This is a genomic window from Rhodoferax sp., assembly GCF_028715765.1.
Taxonomy (GTDB): Bacteria; Pseudomonadota; Gammaproteobacteria; order Burkholderiales; family Burkholderiaceae_C; genus Rhodoferax.
Genome location: NZ_JAQURE010000001.1, coordinates 162,326 through 178,487 on the forward strand (window position 1 = coordinate 162,326; position 16,162 = coordinate 178,487).

At 58.5% G+C, this 16,162-nt stretch carries 13 protein-coding genes; 11 read left to right on the top strand and 2 right to left on the bottom strand.

The features are described from left to right. Nucleotides 1-102 precede the first annotated feature (102 nt). The 3 genes from mfd to PHT20_RS00825 are packed head-to-tail and all read left to right on the top strand — an operon-like array spanning nt 103 to nt 4,367. Nucleotides 103-3,600, top strand: coding sequence for a transcription-repair coupling factor (gene mfd, locus PHT20_RS00815; protein WP_300086602.1), 3,498 nt, complete (start codon nt 103-105; stop codon nt 3,598-3,600). A gap of 39 nt (nt 3,601-3,639) precedes the next feature. After that, nucleotides 3,640-3,936, top strand: coding sequence for a hypothetical protein (locus PHT20_RS00820; RefSeq protein ID WP_300086600.1), 297 nt, complete (start codon nt 3,640-3,642; stop codon nt 3,934-3,936). Continuing rightward, a complete protein-coding gene (locus PHT20_RS00825) occupies nt 3,933-4,367 on the top strand; it encodes a TA system VapC family ribonuclease toxin (RefSeq protein ID WP_300086597.1) in 435 nt (144 codons plus the stop codon). Before PHT20_RS00820 ends, PHT20_RS00825 begins: the two co-directional genes overlap by 4 nt. A gap of 40 nt (nt 4,368-4,407) precedes the next feature. Here PHT20_RS00825 and cphA (PHT20_RS00830) read toward each other — a convergent pair whose 3' ends face one another. Further along, entirely contained in the window at nt 4,408-6,978 is a 2,571-nt protein-coding gene (cphA, locus tag PHT20_RS00830) for a cyanophycin synthetase (RefSeq protein WP_301019003.1), read from the bottom strand. A gap of 16 nt (nt 6,979-6,994) precedes the next feature. After that, complete coding sequence (cphA, locus tag PHT20_RS00835; protein ID WP_301019004.1) at nt 6,995-9,151, bottom strand: cyanophycin synthetase; 2,157 nt, start codon at nt 9,149-9,151, stop codon at nt 6,995-6,997. Nucleotides 9,152-9,313: 162 nt separating this feature from the next. Here cphA (PHT20_RS00835) and PHT20_RS00840 point away from each other — a divergent pair, with 162 nt between their 5' ends. From PHT20_RS00840 to PHT20_RS00875, 8 genes are all read left to right on the top strand, one after another. Next, nucleotides 9,314-11,608 carry an ABC transporter ATP-binding protein gene (locus tag PHT20_RS00840; protein WP_301019005.1) on the top strand — a complete coding sequence of 765 codons (2,295 nt, stop codon included), beginning with the start codon at nt 9,314-9,316 and terminating at the stop codon, nt 11,606-11,608. After that, a complete protein-coding gene (locus PHT20_RS00845) occupies nt 11,605-12,105 on the top strand; it encodes a DUF1854 domain-containing protein (protein WP_301019006.1) in 501 nt (166 codons plus the stop codon). Before PHT20_RS00840 ends, PHT20_RS00845 begins: the two co-directional genes overlap by 4 nt. Before the next feature lie 69 nt (nt 12,106-12,174). Further along, nucleotides 12,175-12,474 carry a virulence-associated protein VapB gene (locus PHT20_RS00850; protein ID WP_301019007.1) on the top strand — a complete coding sequence of 100 codons (300 nt, stop codon included), beginning with the start codon at nt 12,175-12,177 and terminating at the stop codon, nt 12,472-12,474. Continuing rightward, nucleotides 12,471-12,911 carry a PIN domain-containing protein gene (locus PHT20_RS00855; protein ID WP_301019008.1) on the top strand — a complete coding sequence of 147 codons (441 nt, stop codon included), beginning with the start codon at nt 12,471-12,473 and terminating at the stop codon, nt 12,909-12,911. The genes PHT20_RS00850 and PHT20_RS00855 overlap by 4 nt, the downstream gene beginning before the upstream one ends. Further along, the gene (locus PHT20_RS00860; RefSeq protein ID WP_301019009.1) at nt 12,896-13,513 is read left to right on the top strand and encodes an energy-coupling factor ABC transporter permease; all 618 of its coding nucleotides are present in this window, start codon (nt 12,896-12,898) and stop codon (nt 13,511-13,513) included. The genes PHT20_RS00855 and PHT20_RS00860 overlap by 16 nt, the downstream gene beginning before the upstream one ends. A gap of 136 nt (nt 13,514-13,649) precedes the next feature. Next, the gene (locus PHT20_RS00865) at nt 13,650-13,916 is read left to right on the top strand and encodes a hypothetical protein (RefSeq protein WP_301019010.1); all 267 of its coding nucleotides are present in this window, start codon (nt 13,650-13,652) and stop codon (nt 13,914-13,916) included. Beyond that, a complete protein-coding gene (locus tag PHT20_RS00870; protein ID WP_301019011.1) occupies nt 13,913-14,311 on the top strand; it encodes a type II toxin-antitoxin system VapC family toxin in 399 nt (132 codons plus the stop codon). The genes PHT20_RS00865 and PHT20_RS00870 overlap by 4 nt, the downstream gene beginning before the upstream one ends. Before the next feature lie 68 nt (nt 14,312-14,379). Beyond that, nucleotides 14,380-16,162: site-specific DNA-methyltransferase (locus PHT20_RS00875; RefSeq protein ID WP_301019012.1), on the top strand; the 1,783-nt coding region annotated here is incomplete at its 3' end.

A 16,162-nucleotide genomic window follows, 5' to 3' on the forward strand; every position in this document is an offset into this window, starting at 1 on the left:
GCTGCATTCTAGAATCCAACCCATTCACACCCTGCCAACCCTTGCGCAGGGTGTTGGCGTTTTGGCTTCGGCTTTTCACTCGCACACCTGCACCCAAGCTCTATGGATTTACCCAAACTCACCCAAGGCAAGCGCTTCACCCTGCCCCGTCCGGTCGGCTCGGCCGATGCCTTGCTGCTGGCGCAACTGGCGCTGCGCGAAAAAGCAGCGCACAAAGTCACCGCCATCGTCACCGCAGACGCCCCTGATGCTCAGCGTTTGATTGACGAAATGGCGTTTTTTGCACCAGACCTGCGCTGTGTGCTGTTTCCCGACTGGGAAACCCTGCCTTTTGACACTTTTTCGCCGCACCAAGACCTGATCAGCGAGCGCCTGGCCACGCTGTGGCGCATCAGCCAGCAAGACGCCGACACCGGTGCTGATGTAGTGCTGGTGCCAGCCACCACGGCGCTTTACCGGTTGGCACCGCCAAGCTTTCTGGCCGCCTACACCTTCCATTTCAAAGTCAAGCAAAAGCTCAACGAGGCCAAACTCAAGGCGCAGCTCACCCTGGCGGGCTACAGCCATGTGACCCAAGTGGTCAGTCCCGGTGAATACGCCGTGCGTGGCGGGCTGATTGACCTGTTTCCCATGGGCAGCCTGGTGCCCTACCGCGTGGATTTGTTTGACGACGAAATTGACAGCATTCGCACCTTTGACCCCGACAGCCAGCGCAGCCTGTACCCGGTGCCTGAAGTGCGGCTGTTGCCGGGGCGCGAGTTTCCGATGGATGACGATGCACGCACGCGTTTTCGCAGCCGCTGGCGCGAACTGCTGGAAGGCGACCCCAGTCGCAGCCGCATTTACAAAGACATCGGCCAAGGCATGGCCACCGCTGGCATTGAATACTATTTGCCACTGTTTTTTGAAGAAACTGCCACCGTGTTTGACTACCTGGGCGCTGCCGCCACAGTGGTGCTGCACGGCGACCTGGAGCCCGCTTTTTCGCATTTTTGGCAAGACACGCGCGACCGTTACCGCCTGGTGCAAGGCGACCCCGAGCACCCGGTGCTGCCGCCTGATGCGCTGTTTTTAAGTGCCGAGCAGTTTTACGCCCGGGTCAACCAGCACGCCCAATTGGCGCTGCGCCCAATCGCCCCCCCAGCAGACAACGCACTTGAGTTTGTAGCCCTGCCCCCGCTGACCGTGGTGCGCGGAGCCGATGACCCGCTGGCGCACCTAAAAACCCACCTGCGCCACACCCAACAGCGCGTGATGGTGCTGGCTGAGAGCGATGGCCGGCGCGCCAGCTTGCTGGACTTTTTGCACAGCAGCCAGTTTGAGCCGCCCACGTTTGACTCTTTGCAAGCCTTTTTAGCCAGCACAGAACCGGTTGGCATGGCCACTTCCAGCCTGGCCACTGGCTTTTCTTGGCTAGAAGCTGGCGTGGACTTTGTCACCGAAACCGAGCTCTTTGCGGCTAATCCCAGTGTCCGCAGACGCAAAAAACAAGAACAAGTCAGTGATGTAGAAGCGCTGATCAAAGACTTGAGCGAACTCAAAGTGGGCGATCCAGTGGTCCACAGCGCCCACGGCATTGGCCGCTACCGGGGTTTGATCAACCTCGACCTGGGTAACAAACTCCCCAATGGCGACCCTGAAATACAAGAATTTTTGCACCTTGAATACGCTGACCAGGCCACACTGTATGTGCCGGTCAGCCAACTCCAGCTCATCAGCCGCTACACCGGGGTGAGCCCAGACGAAGCGCCGCTGCACAAACTCGGCAGTGGCCAGTGGGAAAAAGCCAAGCGCCGCGCCGCCGAACAAGTGCGCGACAGTGCCGCCGAGCTGCTCAACATTTACGCCCGTCGCGCCGCCCGCGAAGGCTTTGCCTTCAGGTACAGCCCGACAGATTACGAAACCTTTGCCAACGAATTTGGCTTTGAAGAGACGGCCGACCAAAAGGCGGCCATCCACGCGGTGATTCAAGACATGATCAGCCCGCGCCCGATGGATCGCCTGGTGTGCGGCGATGTGGGCTTTGGCAAGACCGAGGTCGCGCTGCGTGCCGCGTTCATTGCCATCACCGGGGGCAAGCAGGTGGCGTTTTTGGCGCCCACCACGCTGCTGGCCGAGCAGCACTACCAAACGCTGGTCGACCGCTTTGCCAATTGGCCGGTCAAAGTGGCTGAAATGAGCCGCTTCAGGTCAGCCAAAGAAATCACCGCCGCACTCAAAGGCGTGGCAGACGGCACCATTGACATTGTGGTGGGCACTCACAAACTGCTGAGCCAAAACACCCATTTCAACAACCTGGGGCTGCTGATCATTGACGAAGAGCACCGCTTTGGCGTGCGCCACAAAGAGCAAATGAAAGCCCTACGCGCCGAGGTTGACGTGCTCACCCTCACCGCCACCCCGATTCCGCGCACCTTGGGCATGGCGCTGGAAGGTTTGCGTGACCTGAGCGTGATCGCCACCGCGCCACAGCGCCGCCTGGCCATCAAAACCTTTGTCCGCTCCGAGAGCAATGGGGTGATCCGCGAGGCCGTGCTGCGCGAGCTCAAGCGTGGCGGCCAGGTGTATTTTTTGCACAACGAGGTTGAAACCATTGAAAACCGCCGCGCCAAGCTGGAAGAACTGCTGCCCGAGGCACGCATTGCCGTGGCGCACGGCCAAATGCCAGAGCGCCAGTTAGAGGCGGTGATGCGCGACTTTGTGGCGCAGCGCAGCAACTTGCTGCTGTGCTCCACCATCATCGAGACCGGCATTGACGTGCCCACGGCCAACACCATCGTCATGGCGCGCGCCGACAAGTTTGGCCTGGCCCAGTTGCACCAACTGCGTGGCCGGGTCGGGCGCAGCCACCACCAGGCCTACGCCTATTTGATGGTGCCAGACCTGGAAGGCTTGACCCGGCACGCGCAGCAACGGCTGGACGCAATTCAGGCCATGGAAGAACTCGGCAGCGGTTTCTACCTGGCCATGCACGACCTTGAGATTCGCGGCGCGGGTGAAGTGCTGGGCGAAAACCAAAGTGGCAACATGATGGAAGTGGGTTTTCAGCTTTACAACGAAATGCTCTCAGAGGCGGTGCGCTGCCTCAAAGCCGGCAAAGAACCCGACCTGATGGCGCCGCTGCATGCCGCCACCGAGATCAACCTGCACGCCCCTGCCCTTTTGCCAAACGACTTTTGTGGCGATGTGCACCTGCGCTTGAGTTTTTACAAAAAACTCGCCACCGCCAAAACGGCGGGGCAGATCGACACGCTGATGGAAGAGCTGATCGACCGCTTTGGCAAACTACCGGCCCAAGCGCAAACCTTGATTGACGTGCACCGCCTGCGGGTCTTGAGCCAGCCCTATGGGGTCACCAAGGTGGACGCCGCACCGGGCGTGATCACCATCACCTTCAAGAAAGACCCACCGATTGATGCCATGAAAATCATTGCCTTGATCCAAAAAAACAAACACATCAAACTGGCTGGCAACGAAAAACTGCGCATCGAGCGCCCCTTGCCTGATGCCAATGACCGCGCCAGGCTGGTGCGCGACGTGCTCAAAAATCTGGGGCAACCCATGTTGACCCCAGAGGCTGCAAGTGCCGCACTCAGATAGCGCGTGTATGATTTGATTTTTTGATGTAAAGGCATTTTTATGCGAACCACCCTTGATCTTCCGGATGAAACTTTTCGTCAGCTCAAAGCTCAAGCCGCCATCAATGGGATGAAACTCAAAGAGTTGGTTTGCCAGCTGATACAACGCGGCTTGGCCGCCGGAGCAACGACACCTGGCCCAGAACAACCACCGTGCGCACTACCCATTGCAATCAAGCGTGTTCCAGGCACGCCGCTGAATCCGGCGCTTAGCAACGCCGAGCTTTACGCCATGCTCAACGCACAAGACTTGGTGCAATACCACAGCGCTTTTCAGCCGTCAGACAAAACCCAATGATGGACATACCTGACATTAACGTCTGGCTTGCCTTGGTGGACGAAAACCACATGCACCATGACACCGCGCTTGCCTACTGGAACCTGGGCAGCGCTGATCAAATGGCGTTTTGCCGCATCACCATGTTGGGTTTCATGCGTTTATGCACACAACCACGGGTTCTGAGCCGCACCCTTACCAACGCCGAAACTTGGGATATTTACCAGCGTTACTTAGCCACGCCAAAACTTGCTTTTGTCGCTGAACCCGACAACTTGGATGTGCATTTTTTGACGCTGACCAGAGACACAGGACTACCCAACAGATGCTGGACTGATGCTTATCTGGCAGCATTGGCGCTGGCCACCAACACCCGTTTGGTTTCATTTGACGCTGATTTTCAACGCTTTCACCAGTTGAATTTTTTGCACCTCACTGCAGCGCAGCCCTGAAAAAACAGATGCTCTGGCAGATGAATTGCCCAGCCGCAACTCAAGCAGCGCTGATTTTTGCGCGGATGTGCGCCAGCGCTTCTTCCACCTGGTCTACCAAAATCAGGCACAGGTCGCCGGCTTGAAGTTTGTCCATGGCGGTGTCAATGGCTAAAAACTCTCCGGTGATTTCTGTCACCGCTTGGGTGCGCGTGGCATCTTTCAAACCTTCACGCAGCAGCGCAATGACCTCGCCATCGGCTCTGCCGCGTTGGCATTGGTCTTGGTACAGCACCACGTCATCAAAGGCTTGCCCCAAAATTTGGGTTTGTTGGCGAATGTCGTCGTCACGCCGGTCGCCCGCACCGCTGATGACCACACTGCGGCGCTTGGCGGGCAGGTTGTTCACGGCTTGCACCAAGGCCAGCATGGCGTCCGGGTTGTGGCCATAGTCGGCAATCACCGTGGCACCCTGGTATGTGAACATGTTGAAGCGGCCAAGCGCGTTGTTGTGGTCGTTCTCAAAACTGGCCAAACCCGCGCTCACCACTGACCACTCCACGCCCAGCGCCCACACCGCGGCCACCGCCGCCAACGTGTTTTCAACCTGAAAACCAATGGCGCCACCCAGCGTCAGGGGCACTTGGGCGAGTGGGATGGTCATGCGTTGCGCCCCATGCGCTGCCACCAACTCGCCCGCCTCTACATAGACCCCACGCAAGCCCATTGCCAAATGGGCAGCCAGCACCGGCTGGGTTTTCGACAAGGCGAAAAAAATCACCCCTGCGGTGCAGTGCTGCGCCATATCGGCCACGGCCGGGTCGGCCGCGTTGAGCACCGCCGAGCCATGGGGTGCAATGTTTTTCACAATCACCCGCTTGAGCACCGTCAGGTCTTCCAGCGTGGTGATGTAGTTCAAGCCCAGATGGTCACCGGTGCCAATGTTGGTGACCACCGCCACGTCGCAGCGGTCAAAGGCTAAGCCTTCGCGCAGCATGCCGCCACGGGCGGTTTCCAGCACTGCCGCATCCACGTCAGGGTGTTGCAACACATTGCGGGCGCTTTTGGGGCCACTGCAGTCGCCGGTGTCAATGCACTGCCCGTCGATGTAAACGCCGTCGGTGTTGGTCATGCCCACCCGCAAGCCGCTGTGCGCCAGCAGGTGCGAAATCAGTCGCACCGTGGTGGTTTTGCCGTTGGTGCCGGTGACAGCCACCACGGGAATGCGGCCGGTACCCTGCTTGCCAAACATGAAATCCACAATGGCTTCGCCGACCGCTCGCCCTTTGCCAAAAGACGGCGCAATGTGCATGCGCAAACCCGGCGCGGCATTGACCTCCACCACACCGCCACCACTTTGCTCCAAGCTGTGGTGAATGCTGTCAGCCACCACATCCACGCCACACACTTCCAGCCCCACCATTTGCGCAGCCTCCACTGCGCGGGCGGCTACATCGGGGTGCACATCGTCGGTCACGTCGGTGGCAGAGCCGCCGGTGGACAAATTGGCATTGCGGCGCAAGGCCACCCGTTGACCCAGCGCAGGGATGGTCTCGGCGTGTAAGCCCTGGTCAGCCAGACACGCCAGGGCAATGTCATCGAACCGAATTTTTGTCAGAGATGTGGCATGACCTACACCACGGCGCGGATCTTGGTTAACTTCATCTACCAGCGCTCGAACGCTATGCTTGCCGTCACCCACCACATGCGGAGCTTCGCGCTGAGCTGCGGCTACCAATTGGTTGCCCACCACCAGCAGCCGAAAATCATGACCTGGCAAAAACCGCTCCACCAACACATGTGAGCGAAAACTCTTGGCAGTGTGAAAAGCCGCCACCAGCTGCGCTTGCGTGGTGATGTTGACGGTGACCCCCTTGCCCTGGTTGCCATCCATGGGTTTCACCACCACCGGCAAACCAATCTCTAGCGCAGCCGCCCAGGCGTCTTCAGGGCTCAGTACCTCACGGCCGCTTGGCACTGGCACGCCTGCAGCTGCCAACAGTTTTTTGGTCAGCTGTTTGTCTTGGGCAATGCCCTCGGCAATGGCGCTGGTGGTGTCGGTCTCAGCCGCCTGAATGCGGCGCTGTTGACTGCCCCAGCCCAGGGCCACCATGCTGCCTTGGGTCATGCGCCGAAATGGAATATGGCGCGCTACCGCCGCGTCCACAATGGCACCGGTGCTGGGCCCCAGGCGCACGTCTTCGTCAAGGTCGCGCAGCTCAGTCAGGGCTTGGGTGATGTCAAACGACATGTCTTTCAGCGCTGCCAAACATAGCGTGTGAGCCCACTCCAGGGCTTTGCGCCCAACCGCTTCTTCGCTGTATTGCACGATGACCTGAAACACCCCCCGCTCAAGCGTGGGCGTGGTGCGCCTGAAGGTCACCGGGCAACCGGCCTGCGCTTGCAAACCCAGCGCCGCCAAGCCCAACACATGCGCCAAGCACACCGGACCGGTTTGCCCGATCGACTGCAGCGGGCTGATGGCCGGGAAACGGCTTCGCAAACGGGTCTCAAAACCGGCAAAGTCGGTGATGTTGCAATGCTGCGGGTCACAAGTCACTACCACTTCAATGGCGGTGTGGTGCGTCCAGAGGTTGGGCCCACGCAGGGCACGAATGCGCGATAACTTCATAACTCAACGATCATTCTTAGTGTGTAGGTTTGTAAGTGCGAAGGGCTGCGCCCAGCAACTCAGACGACATGCCCAGCGCCCAGGCGGCAGCCACTGCGGCCAGCACCCAGTCACAAGCCGCTGGTGCAGCTGCCCACAGGCTGGGCAGGTGAAGGCGGGCATGAGTGGCAGCGCCTTGCGCCAGCACCATCTCACTGCCCTCAAAGTAAATCACCCGCCCACCTTGGACACGGTGGGCGGCCAGCGCTGTGTTGTCTGCGTTGGCGGCATAAAAAATCACTTCCCCGTCGCACAAAGCGGCCATCTCAACCACTTGCGCATCCGCCGCATTGAGCACAGCCACCCCGTGTGGCAGCACCACGTCAACCTGGGTGCGCGCCACGGTGTAGAGCTTGTCAAGGTTGTCAATGTGAAACGCTTTGAGCGCCTCAAAGCGGCTGGCATCGGTGACCACGCCCACACGGCATTTGTCGTAAGCCAGACCTTCGCTCAGGATTGCGCTGAATGAATGCTCAAAAACCGCCACGTCAACCGAGCGATTGAGCAGCACACGCTGCCCTTGTGCCCAAGAGGTGCAGTCGCGCGCATCGACACAGCGCGCGCCCAAATAAAACCCCTCTTGGCATGCCAACCCCACTTTTCGCCCACAGGTGTGCAGCAACCAGCCCAGCAAACGTGCCAGCGGTGTGGTGTTGACTTGGCCAGAAATGCCCACCACATCTATGCGGCCATCGTCTTGCGAGCCAAACAAATGGGTCATCAGCGCCTGGCCAATGTCGCGCGGCTGGCCACTGGCGGGTTTCAAATGCGCCAGCAGGCCGGGGCTGGCGTTGACTTCAATCACTGCGGCGCGCTGCTCGGTCAGCGGGCGAGTAGCGTCTTCAAGCACCATGTCGACACCGGCCACGTCCAGCCCCACGGCACGTGCTGCCAGGGTAGCAACCGCCGCCACGCTGGGGTGGACTTCGTCGGTGATGTCATAGGCCACATTGCCGTTGCGCTGAATCAGCACCTTTTGACCCAGGGCTGGCACGGCATAGGCGGTGAGCCCCTGGCGCTGCAGCTCGAGCACGATTTCTGCAGCTTCATGCGGGTTGAGTCGGTTCAGCGGCGCGTCTTCCATGGTGCCACGGCGGGGGTCGGTATTGAGCTGGCTGTTGACCAGCTCAAGCACATTGGCTTTGCCGTCGCCCGTGACCCAGGCGGTTTCACCCTTGGCCGCAGCCACCAGCCGCCGCCCAATCACCAAAAAGCGGTGTTCATTGCCGGGAATGTAGCGCTCCACAATCACCCGGCCACCGCCTTTGCGGTTGGCCAATGCATAGGCGGCTTCCACATCAACGCGGCTGCTCAGGTCAAGCGACACGCCCCGGCCATGGTTGCCGTCATGGGGTTTCAACACCACGGGCAGGCCAATGTCTTGCGCAGCAGCCCACGCTTCTTCAGCCGATGCCACCAACTCACCTTCTGGCACGGGCACGCCGCAGGCCTTCAGCACCGACTTGGTCAGGTCTTTGTCGCTGGCTATTTCTTCGGCAATGGCCGAAGTTTGGTCGGTCTCGGCAGTCCAAATGCGGCGTTGCTTGTGGCCGTAGCCCAGTTGCACCAGGTTGCCATCGGTCAAACGAATGGCCGGAATACCGCGCGCAGTGGCCGCGTCAACCAAATGCGCAGTGCTCGGACCCAGGCAATGCGTGTCAACCAGCTCATGCAGCGCTGCCACAGCTTGGCTCACATCAAAAGGCGTGTCGTGTATGGCGGCGTGAAGCAGTTCACGGCCAGCTTCCAGCGCCGCGCGCCCCACCTGCTCTTGCCGGGTGCGAAATGCCATTTTGTAAACACCGCGCGTTGAGGTTTGGCGCGTTTTGCCAAAACCGGTGCGCATGCCTGCCATGTTTTGCAGCTCCAGCACCACATGCTCCAAAATGTGCCCGGCCCAGGTGCCTTCACGCAAGCGCTGCAAAAAGCCACCCGGCTCGCCGACGCCGCAGCGGTGCACGGCCAGACCAGGCAGCATGGCGGTTAATCGCTCATAAAATCCGGGAAGTGTGTTGGAGGGAAAGTCTTCCAGCTCGCCAATGTCTAACCAGGCTTCAATCACTGGGCGATACGTCCAGATGTTGGGCCCATTGAGGTGGGTTACACGCAGAAATTCAATACGTTTGGATGTCATAAATTTTTTAGAGTCGACATGCTTGCAGCGAGGCACTGATTTTCAATACTTTTGCACTCGCGCCCCAACAGCCGTCAAGCAATTCACCATTTATTTTTTACTCAAGCCATTCCACACAGGGTTTTTTTTGGCAAGCTCACCACAACAGAAAACCAAGCATGTATGACACTCGACCCTAACGCATCACCCCCATTTTTAGATGACATTGCCGATGAATTTCGGTCTGAGGTGCGTACACGCTTGCGCACCAACGAGCCGGTGGTGGCCGCGCTGCCCATAGACCTGGACTCACAACTGCACTTTGTCAACAGCCTGCTGCTGCTGACGCCGCAACGCCTGCTGTGCCGCACACCAGATGGCCAATGGCACGAATGGGCACTTGCCGCAGGCCTGAAGCTTGACCTGCATGACCATGCCGGCGTCGGGCAGCTTGAGTTATTGGATGCGCAAGCCCGGTTGTGCCATTGGCGCTTTACGCTGGCGCACAACCTGCACGCCATCAAGCTGCTGGATCAGTTTCAAATTCACCTTCAAAGTTGCCTCAGCGGTCAGCCGCCGGTGCTCCCCGAAGGCCACCGCTGCCCCAGCTGCAAAGCACCTTTGGAACCCGACCAAGATGAGTGCCCAATTTGCACCAAGGTGATCCATACGCCACCCTCCACCTGGACGCTGTTCAGACTGTGGCGCTTTGCCAAACCCTACCAAGGGCAATTGCTGGCGGGGCTGGTCTTGACGCTACTGGGCACTGCCGCCAGCCTGGTGCCGCCGTATTTGACGATTCCGTTGATGGACGAGGTGCTGATACCGTTTCAAAATGGCCAGCACATCGACCCCATGTTGGTGGCGCTGTATTTAGGCGGTTTGTTTGGCGCAGCGCTGCTGGCCTGGGGCTTGTCGTGGGCCAAGACCTACATCCTGGCACTGGTGTCCGAGCGCATTGGTGCCGATTTGCGCACCACCACTTATGACCATTTGCTGCGCATGTCACTGGAATACTTTGGCGGCAAACGCACGGGTGATTTGATGTCGCGCATTGGCAGCGAGAGCGACCGCATTTGCGTGTTTTTGTCGCTGCACCTGCTGGACTTTGCCTCTGATGTGCTAATGCTGGTGATGACCGCCGTGATTTTGGTGTCCATCAACCCGCTGCTGGCGCTGGTCACCTTGGTGCCGCTGCCGTTCATTGTGTGGATGATCCGCGCGGTGCGTTTCAGGCTGCAGACTGGCTTCGAGAAGATTGACCGGGTCTGGTCTGAAGTCACCAGCGTGCTGGCCGACACCATTCCCGGCGTGCGCGTGGTCAAGGCCTTTGCGCAAGAAGCGCGCGAATCCCACCGTTTCAAGGTAGCCAACCAGCACAACCTGGCCGTCAACGACAAGATCAACAAAATTTGGTCGCTGTTTGCCCCCAGCATTTCACTCATGACCGAATGGGGCCTGCTGGTGGTGTGGGGCTTTGGCATCTGGCTGGTGTCACGCGCTGAGATCACCGTGGGCGTGCTAATGGCCTTCATTGCCTACATCAGCCGCTTTTATGGCCGACTGGATTCGATGAGCCGGATTGTGTCGGTGACCGAAAAATCAGCCTCAGCAGCCAAACGCATTTTTGACATTCTGGACCACGTCTCCAGCGTGCCAGAGCCCACCCAGCCGGTCAAGCTTGACCATGTGGACGGCCGCATTGAGTTAACTGACGTGAGTTTTCGCTATGGCAACCGCGAGGTCAACAAAGGCATCAACCTGACCATTGAGCCCGGTGAGATGATTGGTCTGGTGGGCCACAGCGGCTCGGGCAAAAGCACGCTGGTGAACCTGATCTGCCGTTTTTACGATGTGTCTGAAGGTGCCATCAAGGTCGATGGCGTGGATGTGCGCTCTTTTCCTGTGGCCAACTTCCGCCGCCACATTGGGCTGGTGCTGCAAGAGCCGTTTTTGTTTTTTGGCACCATTGCCGAAAACATTGCTTATGGCAAGCCGCACGCCAGCCGTGCCGAGATCATTGCCGCCGCGCGCGCCGCCCATGCGCACGAGTTCATCTTGCGGCTGCCGCAAGGCTACGACTCCATGGTGGGCGAGCGCGGCCAGGGCTTGTCGGGCGGCGAGCGCCAACGCGTCTCCATTGCCCGCGCCTTGCTGATTGACCCACGCATTTTGATTCTGGACGAGGCCACCTCATCGGTCGACTCTGAGACCGAGAAAGAAATCCAAAAAGCCCTAGAAAACCTGGTGCAAGGCCGCACCACCATTGCCATTGCGCACCGCTTGTCAACCCTGCACCGCGCCAACCGCCTGGTGGTGATGGACCGCGGCCAGATTGTGGAAGTGGGCACGCACGACGCCCTGATGGCCGCAGAAGGCGCCTACTACAACCTGTACCAAGCGCAAGCGCGCAACAACGACACCGACCCAGACGATGCCCCGCCTTTGACCCCCACCCTCATGAAAGGTGCATCATGACCACTGTTCAAACTCACCCCGTGCAAACCGCGGGCGCGGCCTTTGCGCTTGAGCGCAATCCCTTTGGCAAATTGACGCTGACCAGCTCCACCGGTGAAGTGTTTGCAGGCGTGGTGCCAGTGCGCGCTTTTCCCATTCAGTCGCCCGAGGTGGGTATTTCATTGCTCAACAGCGATGGGCATGAAGTGGCCTGGGTCGAACAACTGGCTGATGTGCCAGCCCACACCCAGCAATTGATTCGTGAAGAACTGCAAGGGCGTGAATTCATGCCCCGCATTGAACGCATTTTGAGCGTCACAAGTTATTCCACCCCGTGCACCTGGCAGGTGCAAACCGACCGCGGTCACACCCGCTTTGTGCTGCGTGGCGACGAAGACATTCGCCGCGTGGGCGCCACCATTTTGCTGGTGACCGACTCCCACGGCATCCAGTTTTTGATTCAAGACCCGACCAGCCTCAGCAAGGAAAGCCGCAAAATTTTGGACCGGTTTTTATAAAGGCATAGTTGGCATAGGCTGGCGGCATAGGCTAGACTTAGCACTACCCATTGCCTCAGGAGTCACACCATGGCTAAAGTTTCAGAACAACCCGCCACCTACCTCGTCAACCCAGCAACACCACCCACTGCGGTGCGGCGTGTGCGGCTGTTTCGCAACGGCGCCAACCAAGCGGTGCGTATTCCCAAAGAATTTGAGTTGCCGGGGTTTGAGGCAGAGATGCGTCAAGTGAGTGGTGCACTGGTGCTGATGCCCATAGAAAAATCACCCCAAACACTGCGCGAGTTGCTTGACTCATGGGAGCCCATGGAAGAAGATTTCCCAGACGTAGATGCCGGTCTGTTGCCCTTAGACGACATTGTTTTATGAGTCACAAATTGCCTTCACCCCTTTGGTTGCTCGACACCAACATCTTGTCCAAGCTCATCAAACAACCAGACGGCGCATTGGCGCAACGCATGCGAGAGGTGTCAGATGCTCATCCTGGCGCACTGGTCACCAGCCTCATTGTTGAATGCGAACTGCGTTTTGGTGCAACGCGCGTGAACTCATTGGTGCTCGACAGCAAAATTTCGAACTTGCTGAAACTCGTCCCGGTGTTGCCCTTGAACGCCCATGTTGTGCCCCACTACGCCACCCTGCGCACCCAGCTTGAACGCCAGGGCACACCCATTGGCCCCAACGACACCCTGATTGCCGCGCACGCCCTGGCACTGAGCGCCACCCTGGTCTCGGGCGACGCTGAATTTGCCCGCGTACCGGGTCTGATGTTTGAAAACTGGCTAGCCGAATGCTCATCAACCTGACCCTGTTGCTGCTGGCCGCAGTGGCAGCCCTGCTGTGCCGCCCCTGGCGGCTGCTGGCACAAGCCACGCGACTGACCCCGCTGTTGGCCACCCTGACGCTGGTGCCCTGGCTGTGGGCCATGCCCAGCTTGCACAAAATGCCACTGCAACTGCAAGGCTCTGGCGCCTGTTTGGTGGTGCTCATGCTGGGTTGGCCGCTGGCCGTGCCGGTATTGTGTGTGGTAGGGGTGTTGGCCGCACTCATTTCCCCCATGGACTGGGAAACTGCGCTCGACCTGACCGTGTGGCTGGGTCTGGTGCCTGCCACGCTGGCGCTGGCCATGGGGGCAGCGGTGCGGCGCTGGATAGGTATGCATTTGTTTGTCTACACGCTGGGTCGCGCCTTCATTGGCACAGCGGTTTGCGTGTTTGTGGCGGGCTTGCTGGCACAGCTTGCCGGTCACACCCTGCCCGGCATTGACGACAGCCTCAGCCTGGTGGCGCACTGGCTGGTGGCTTGGGGTGACGCCTTCATGACCGGTTTGTTCACCTCCATCCTGGTGGCCTTCAAGCCCGACTGGCTGGCCACTTGGTCAGACCAACTTTACCTGTCAAAAAAATAATAGCCTTTTAGACCTCTAGCGCTTTAAATACAAGCGTGAGTAGCTCTCATATTTATACCAATCAACACCCTGGGTTTGGGTACATAAGTGCCACACACTTATACTTGCATCCCTCACCCAAACCCGGAGGTTCACCATGGGACAAGTCACCATCTATGTTGAAGACAGCGCACTAGAGGCCGCCAAGCGCGCCGCCGAACGCGCCAAAGTGTCGTTAAGCCAATGGTTTGGTAAGTTCGCCACACAAGAGCGCGAAGCGCAAGATCAACGTCGAAACTGGGAAACTTTTTTTGCCGAGATTGACCGCCTGCGCGACCCCAACGACGGCCCGGACGGCTGGGACGAATTGCTGCTTGACCGCAACGCTGGCCTAGGGCAAGACACCCCCAGGGAGTCGTTTTGAAATACCTGCTGGACTCCGACACCCTGATCTACGCCTTCAAGCGTGCGGGTAACTGCCTGACTCGCATGTCGCTTCAAGCCGATGGCGATCTGGCTGTGAGCTGCATCAATCTGTTTGAACTTGAATACGGCATGGCCAAATCGGTCAACAGCACGCTGATGGCACGTTACCTGCGCGAAATTTGCCTGCGCTACACCGTGCTTGACTTTGACCAAGCCGCTGCACGCCAAGCGGGTCAGGTACGGGCGCATTTGCAGACGCTTGGTACACCCATTGGCCCCTACGACTTGCAAGTGGCGGGTGTTGCCCTGTCGCAAAACCTGACCCTGGTCTCGCGCAACACCCGCGAATTTCAGCGCGTGCCCGGCCTGCGCCTGGAAAACTGGTTTGATTGAGTATCAAATTGGCCTCTAGCGCTTATGAAATAAGCGTAAGCAGCTATTAAAAATACAACTATACCCGCATGAAAAAATCGCTCTCAAACCCCATCCTGAACGCCCCCACGCCCAACCAGCTCAAGCTGGAGCTGCTGCACGCGCACTTTCCGCAAGCCCTAGAAACCGATGCCGATGGCCGCATTCGCGTCAACGCCGAGGCTTTGCAACTGGCACTTGACCCGTCTAACCCGGCGGGCTTGCAAGTGGAAGAAGACGGCTACGAGCTGCGCTGGGTGGGCAAGCGCGAGGCCTATCACAGCGCGTTTGTACCGGTGCAAAAAATACTCTCACCCGCGCCTGAGCAAAGCAAACACTGGGACAGCACGGGCAACCTGCTCCTCAAAGGCGACAACCTCGATGCCCTGCGCTTGCTGCGCCACAGCTACTTTGGCAAGGTCAAGCTTATTTACATCGACCCGCCTTACAACACCCAGAGCGACGCCTTCATTTACCGCGACGACTTCTCAGCCCGGCAAAGCGAGGTGCTGGCGCAACTGGGCTATGCCAAAGAAAACATCGACTACATCAAAAACATCTACGGTGCGCGCACGCACAGCGGCTGGCTTTCGTTCATGTACCCGCGCCTGCTGCTGGCCAAAGACCTGCTGCGCGATGACGGCGTGATTTTCATCAGCATTGACGACAACGAGCAGGCGCAGCTCAAGCTGCTGTGTGATGAGGTGTTTGGGCAGGACAATTTTGTGGCTGATGTACTTTGGCAGAAAAAATATGCCGTCTCTAATGACGACCCCAGCATTGGTGTGATGCACGATCATGTCATGGTCTACAAAAAGTCAGATGCATTTGCTCGAAACTTAATGCCACGTACCAATCTGCAAAATGCTCGCTATTCCAACCCTGACAAAGATAAACGTGGTGAATGGGCATCTGACAACTACGTCAGCAACAAATCAAAAACAGAACGCCCGTCGCTGTGGTATTCGATCACTCATCCAAAGACTGGGGAAGAAGTTTGGCCAGACGAACATGCCGTTTGGCGTTACTCCAAAGAAAAACACTTGGCTATGGTGCAAGAAGATCGTCTGTACTGGGGACCAAATTTGAGCTACAAACGCCCCCGATTAAAACGTTACCTTAACGAGGTTCAACAAGGTATTGTTCCAACCACATGGTGGACATTTGATGAGTGTGGTCACAACGATGAAGCGCAAAAGGAAACAGCGGAACTGCTTGCGCAAAAAGTTTTTTCTACGCCCAAGCCTATTCGACTGTTGCAAAAAATCATCCGTTTAGGCAGTGGCAAAGACGACATCGTGCTTGATTTCTTCGCCGGCAGCGGCACCACCGCCGAAGCCGTCATGCGCTTGAATGCCGAAGACGGTGGCACACGCCAGTTCATCCTGGTGCAAATCCCCCAGCCCATCGACCCCAAAAAGCAAAAAGAAGCCCACCACTTCGTCACCCACACGCTGGGCAAAAAAGAGGCCACCATTTTCGAGATCACCGCCGAGCGCATTCGCCGCGCCGGCGCCAAGCTTGAGGCCGAACAGGCAGCCAAAGCGCTGGTCAGCCAAGCGCAAGCCAACCCAGTGCAGCCAGAGTTGGCCGAGAACTTTGGCAACACCGAAAGCACCGCCAGCACCGCCCCGTGCGCCGTACTGGACACCGGCTTTCGCGTGTTCGAGCTGGTCGACGACCCCGACGCGCTGATTTTGCAAAAACCCCTGCAACAAGCCACGCAAGACGATGTGCTGGCCCTGCTCTCGGCCATTGCCACGCCCCAACCCCAATGGCTCCCGCGCGTGCTCTACAACCTGCTGCTGTCTGAAAATCTGCCGCTCACCACGC

Bases quoted from the DNA above. Each gene is read 5' to 3' on its own strand.
- PHT20_RS00860 (WP_301019009.1), top strand. From the start codon at position 12,896: ATGCTCATCAACCTGACCCTGTTGCTGCTGGCCGCAGTGGCAGCCCTG.
- PHT20_RS00855 (WP_301019008.1), top strand. From the start codon at position 12,471: ATGAGTCACAAATTGCCTTCACCCCTTTGGTTGCTCGACACCAACATC.
- cphA (WP_301019004.1), bottom strand. From the start codon at position 9,151: ATGACATCCAAACGTATTGAATTTCTGCGTGTAACCCACCTCAATGGG.
- PHT20_RS00850 (WP_301019007.1), top strand. From the start codon at position 12,175: ATGGCTAAAGTTTCAGAACAACCCGCCACCTACCTCGTCAACCCAGCA.
- PHT20_RS00825 (WP_300086597.1), top strand. From the start codon at position 3,933: ATGATGGACATACCTGACATTAACGTCTGGCTTGCCTTGGTGGACGAA.
- PHT20_RS00845 (WP_301019006.1), top strand. From the start codon at position 11,605: ATGACCACTGTTCAAACTCACCCCGTGCAAACCGCGGGCGCGGCCTTT.
- mfd (WP_300086602.1), top strand. From the start codon at position 103: ATGGATTTACCCAAACTCACCCAAGGCAAGCGCTTCACCCTGCCCCGT.
- cphA (WP_301019003.1), bottom strand. From the start codon at position 6,978: ATGAAGTTATCGCGCATTCGTGCCCTGCGTGGGCCCAACCTCTGGACG.
- PHT20_RS00820 (WP_300086600.1), top strand. From the start codon at position 3,640: ATGCGAACCACCCTTGATCTTCCGGATGAAACTTTTCGTCAGCTCAAA.
- PHT20_RS00840 (WP_301019005.1), top strand. From the start codon at position 9,314: ATGACACTCGACCCTAACGCATCACCCCCATTTTTAGATGACATTGCC.
- PHT20_RS00865 (WP_301019010.1), top strand. From the start codon at position 13,650: ATGGGACAAGTCACCATCTATGTTGAAGACAGCGCACTAGAGGCCGCC.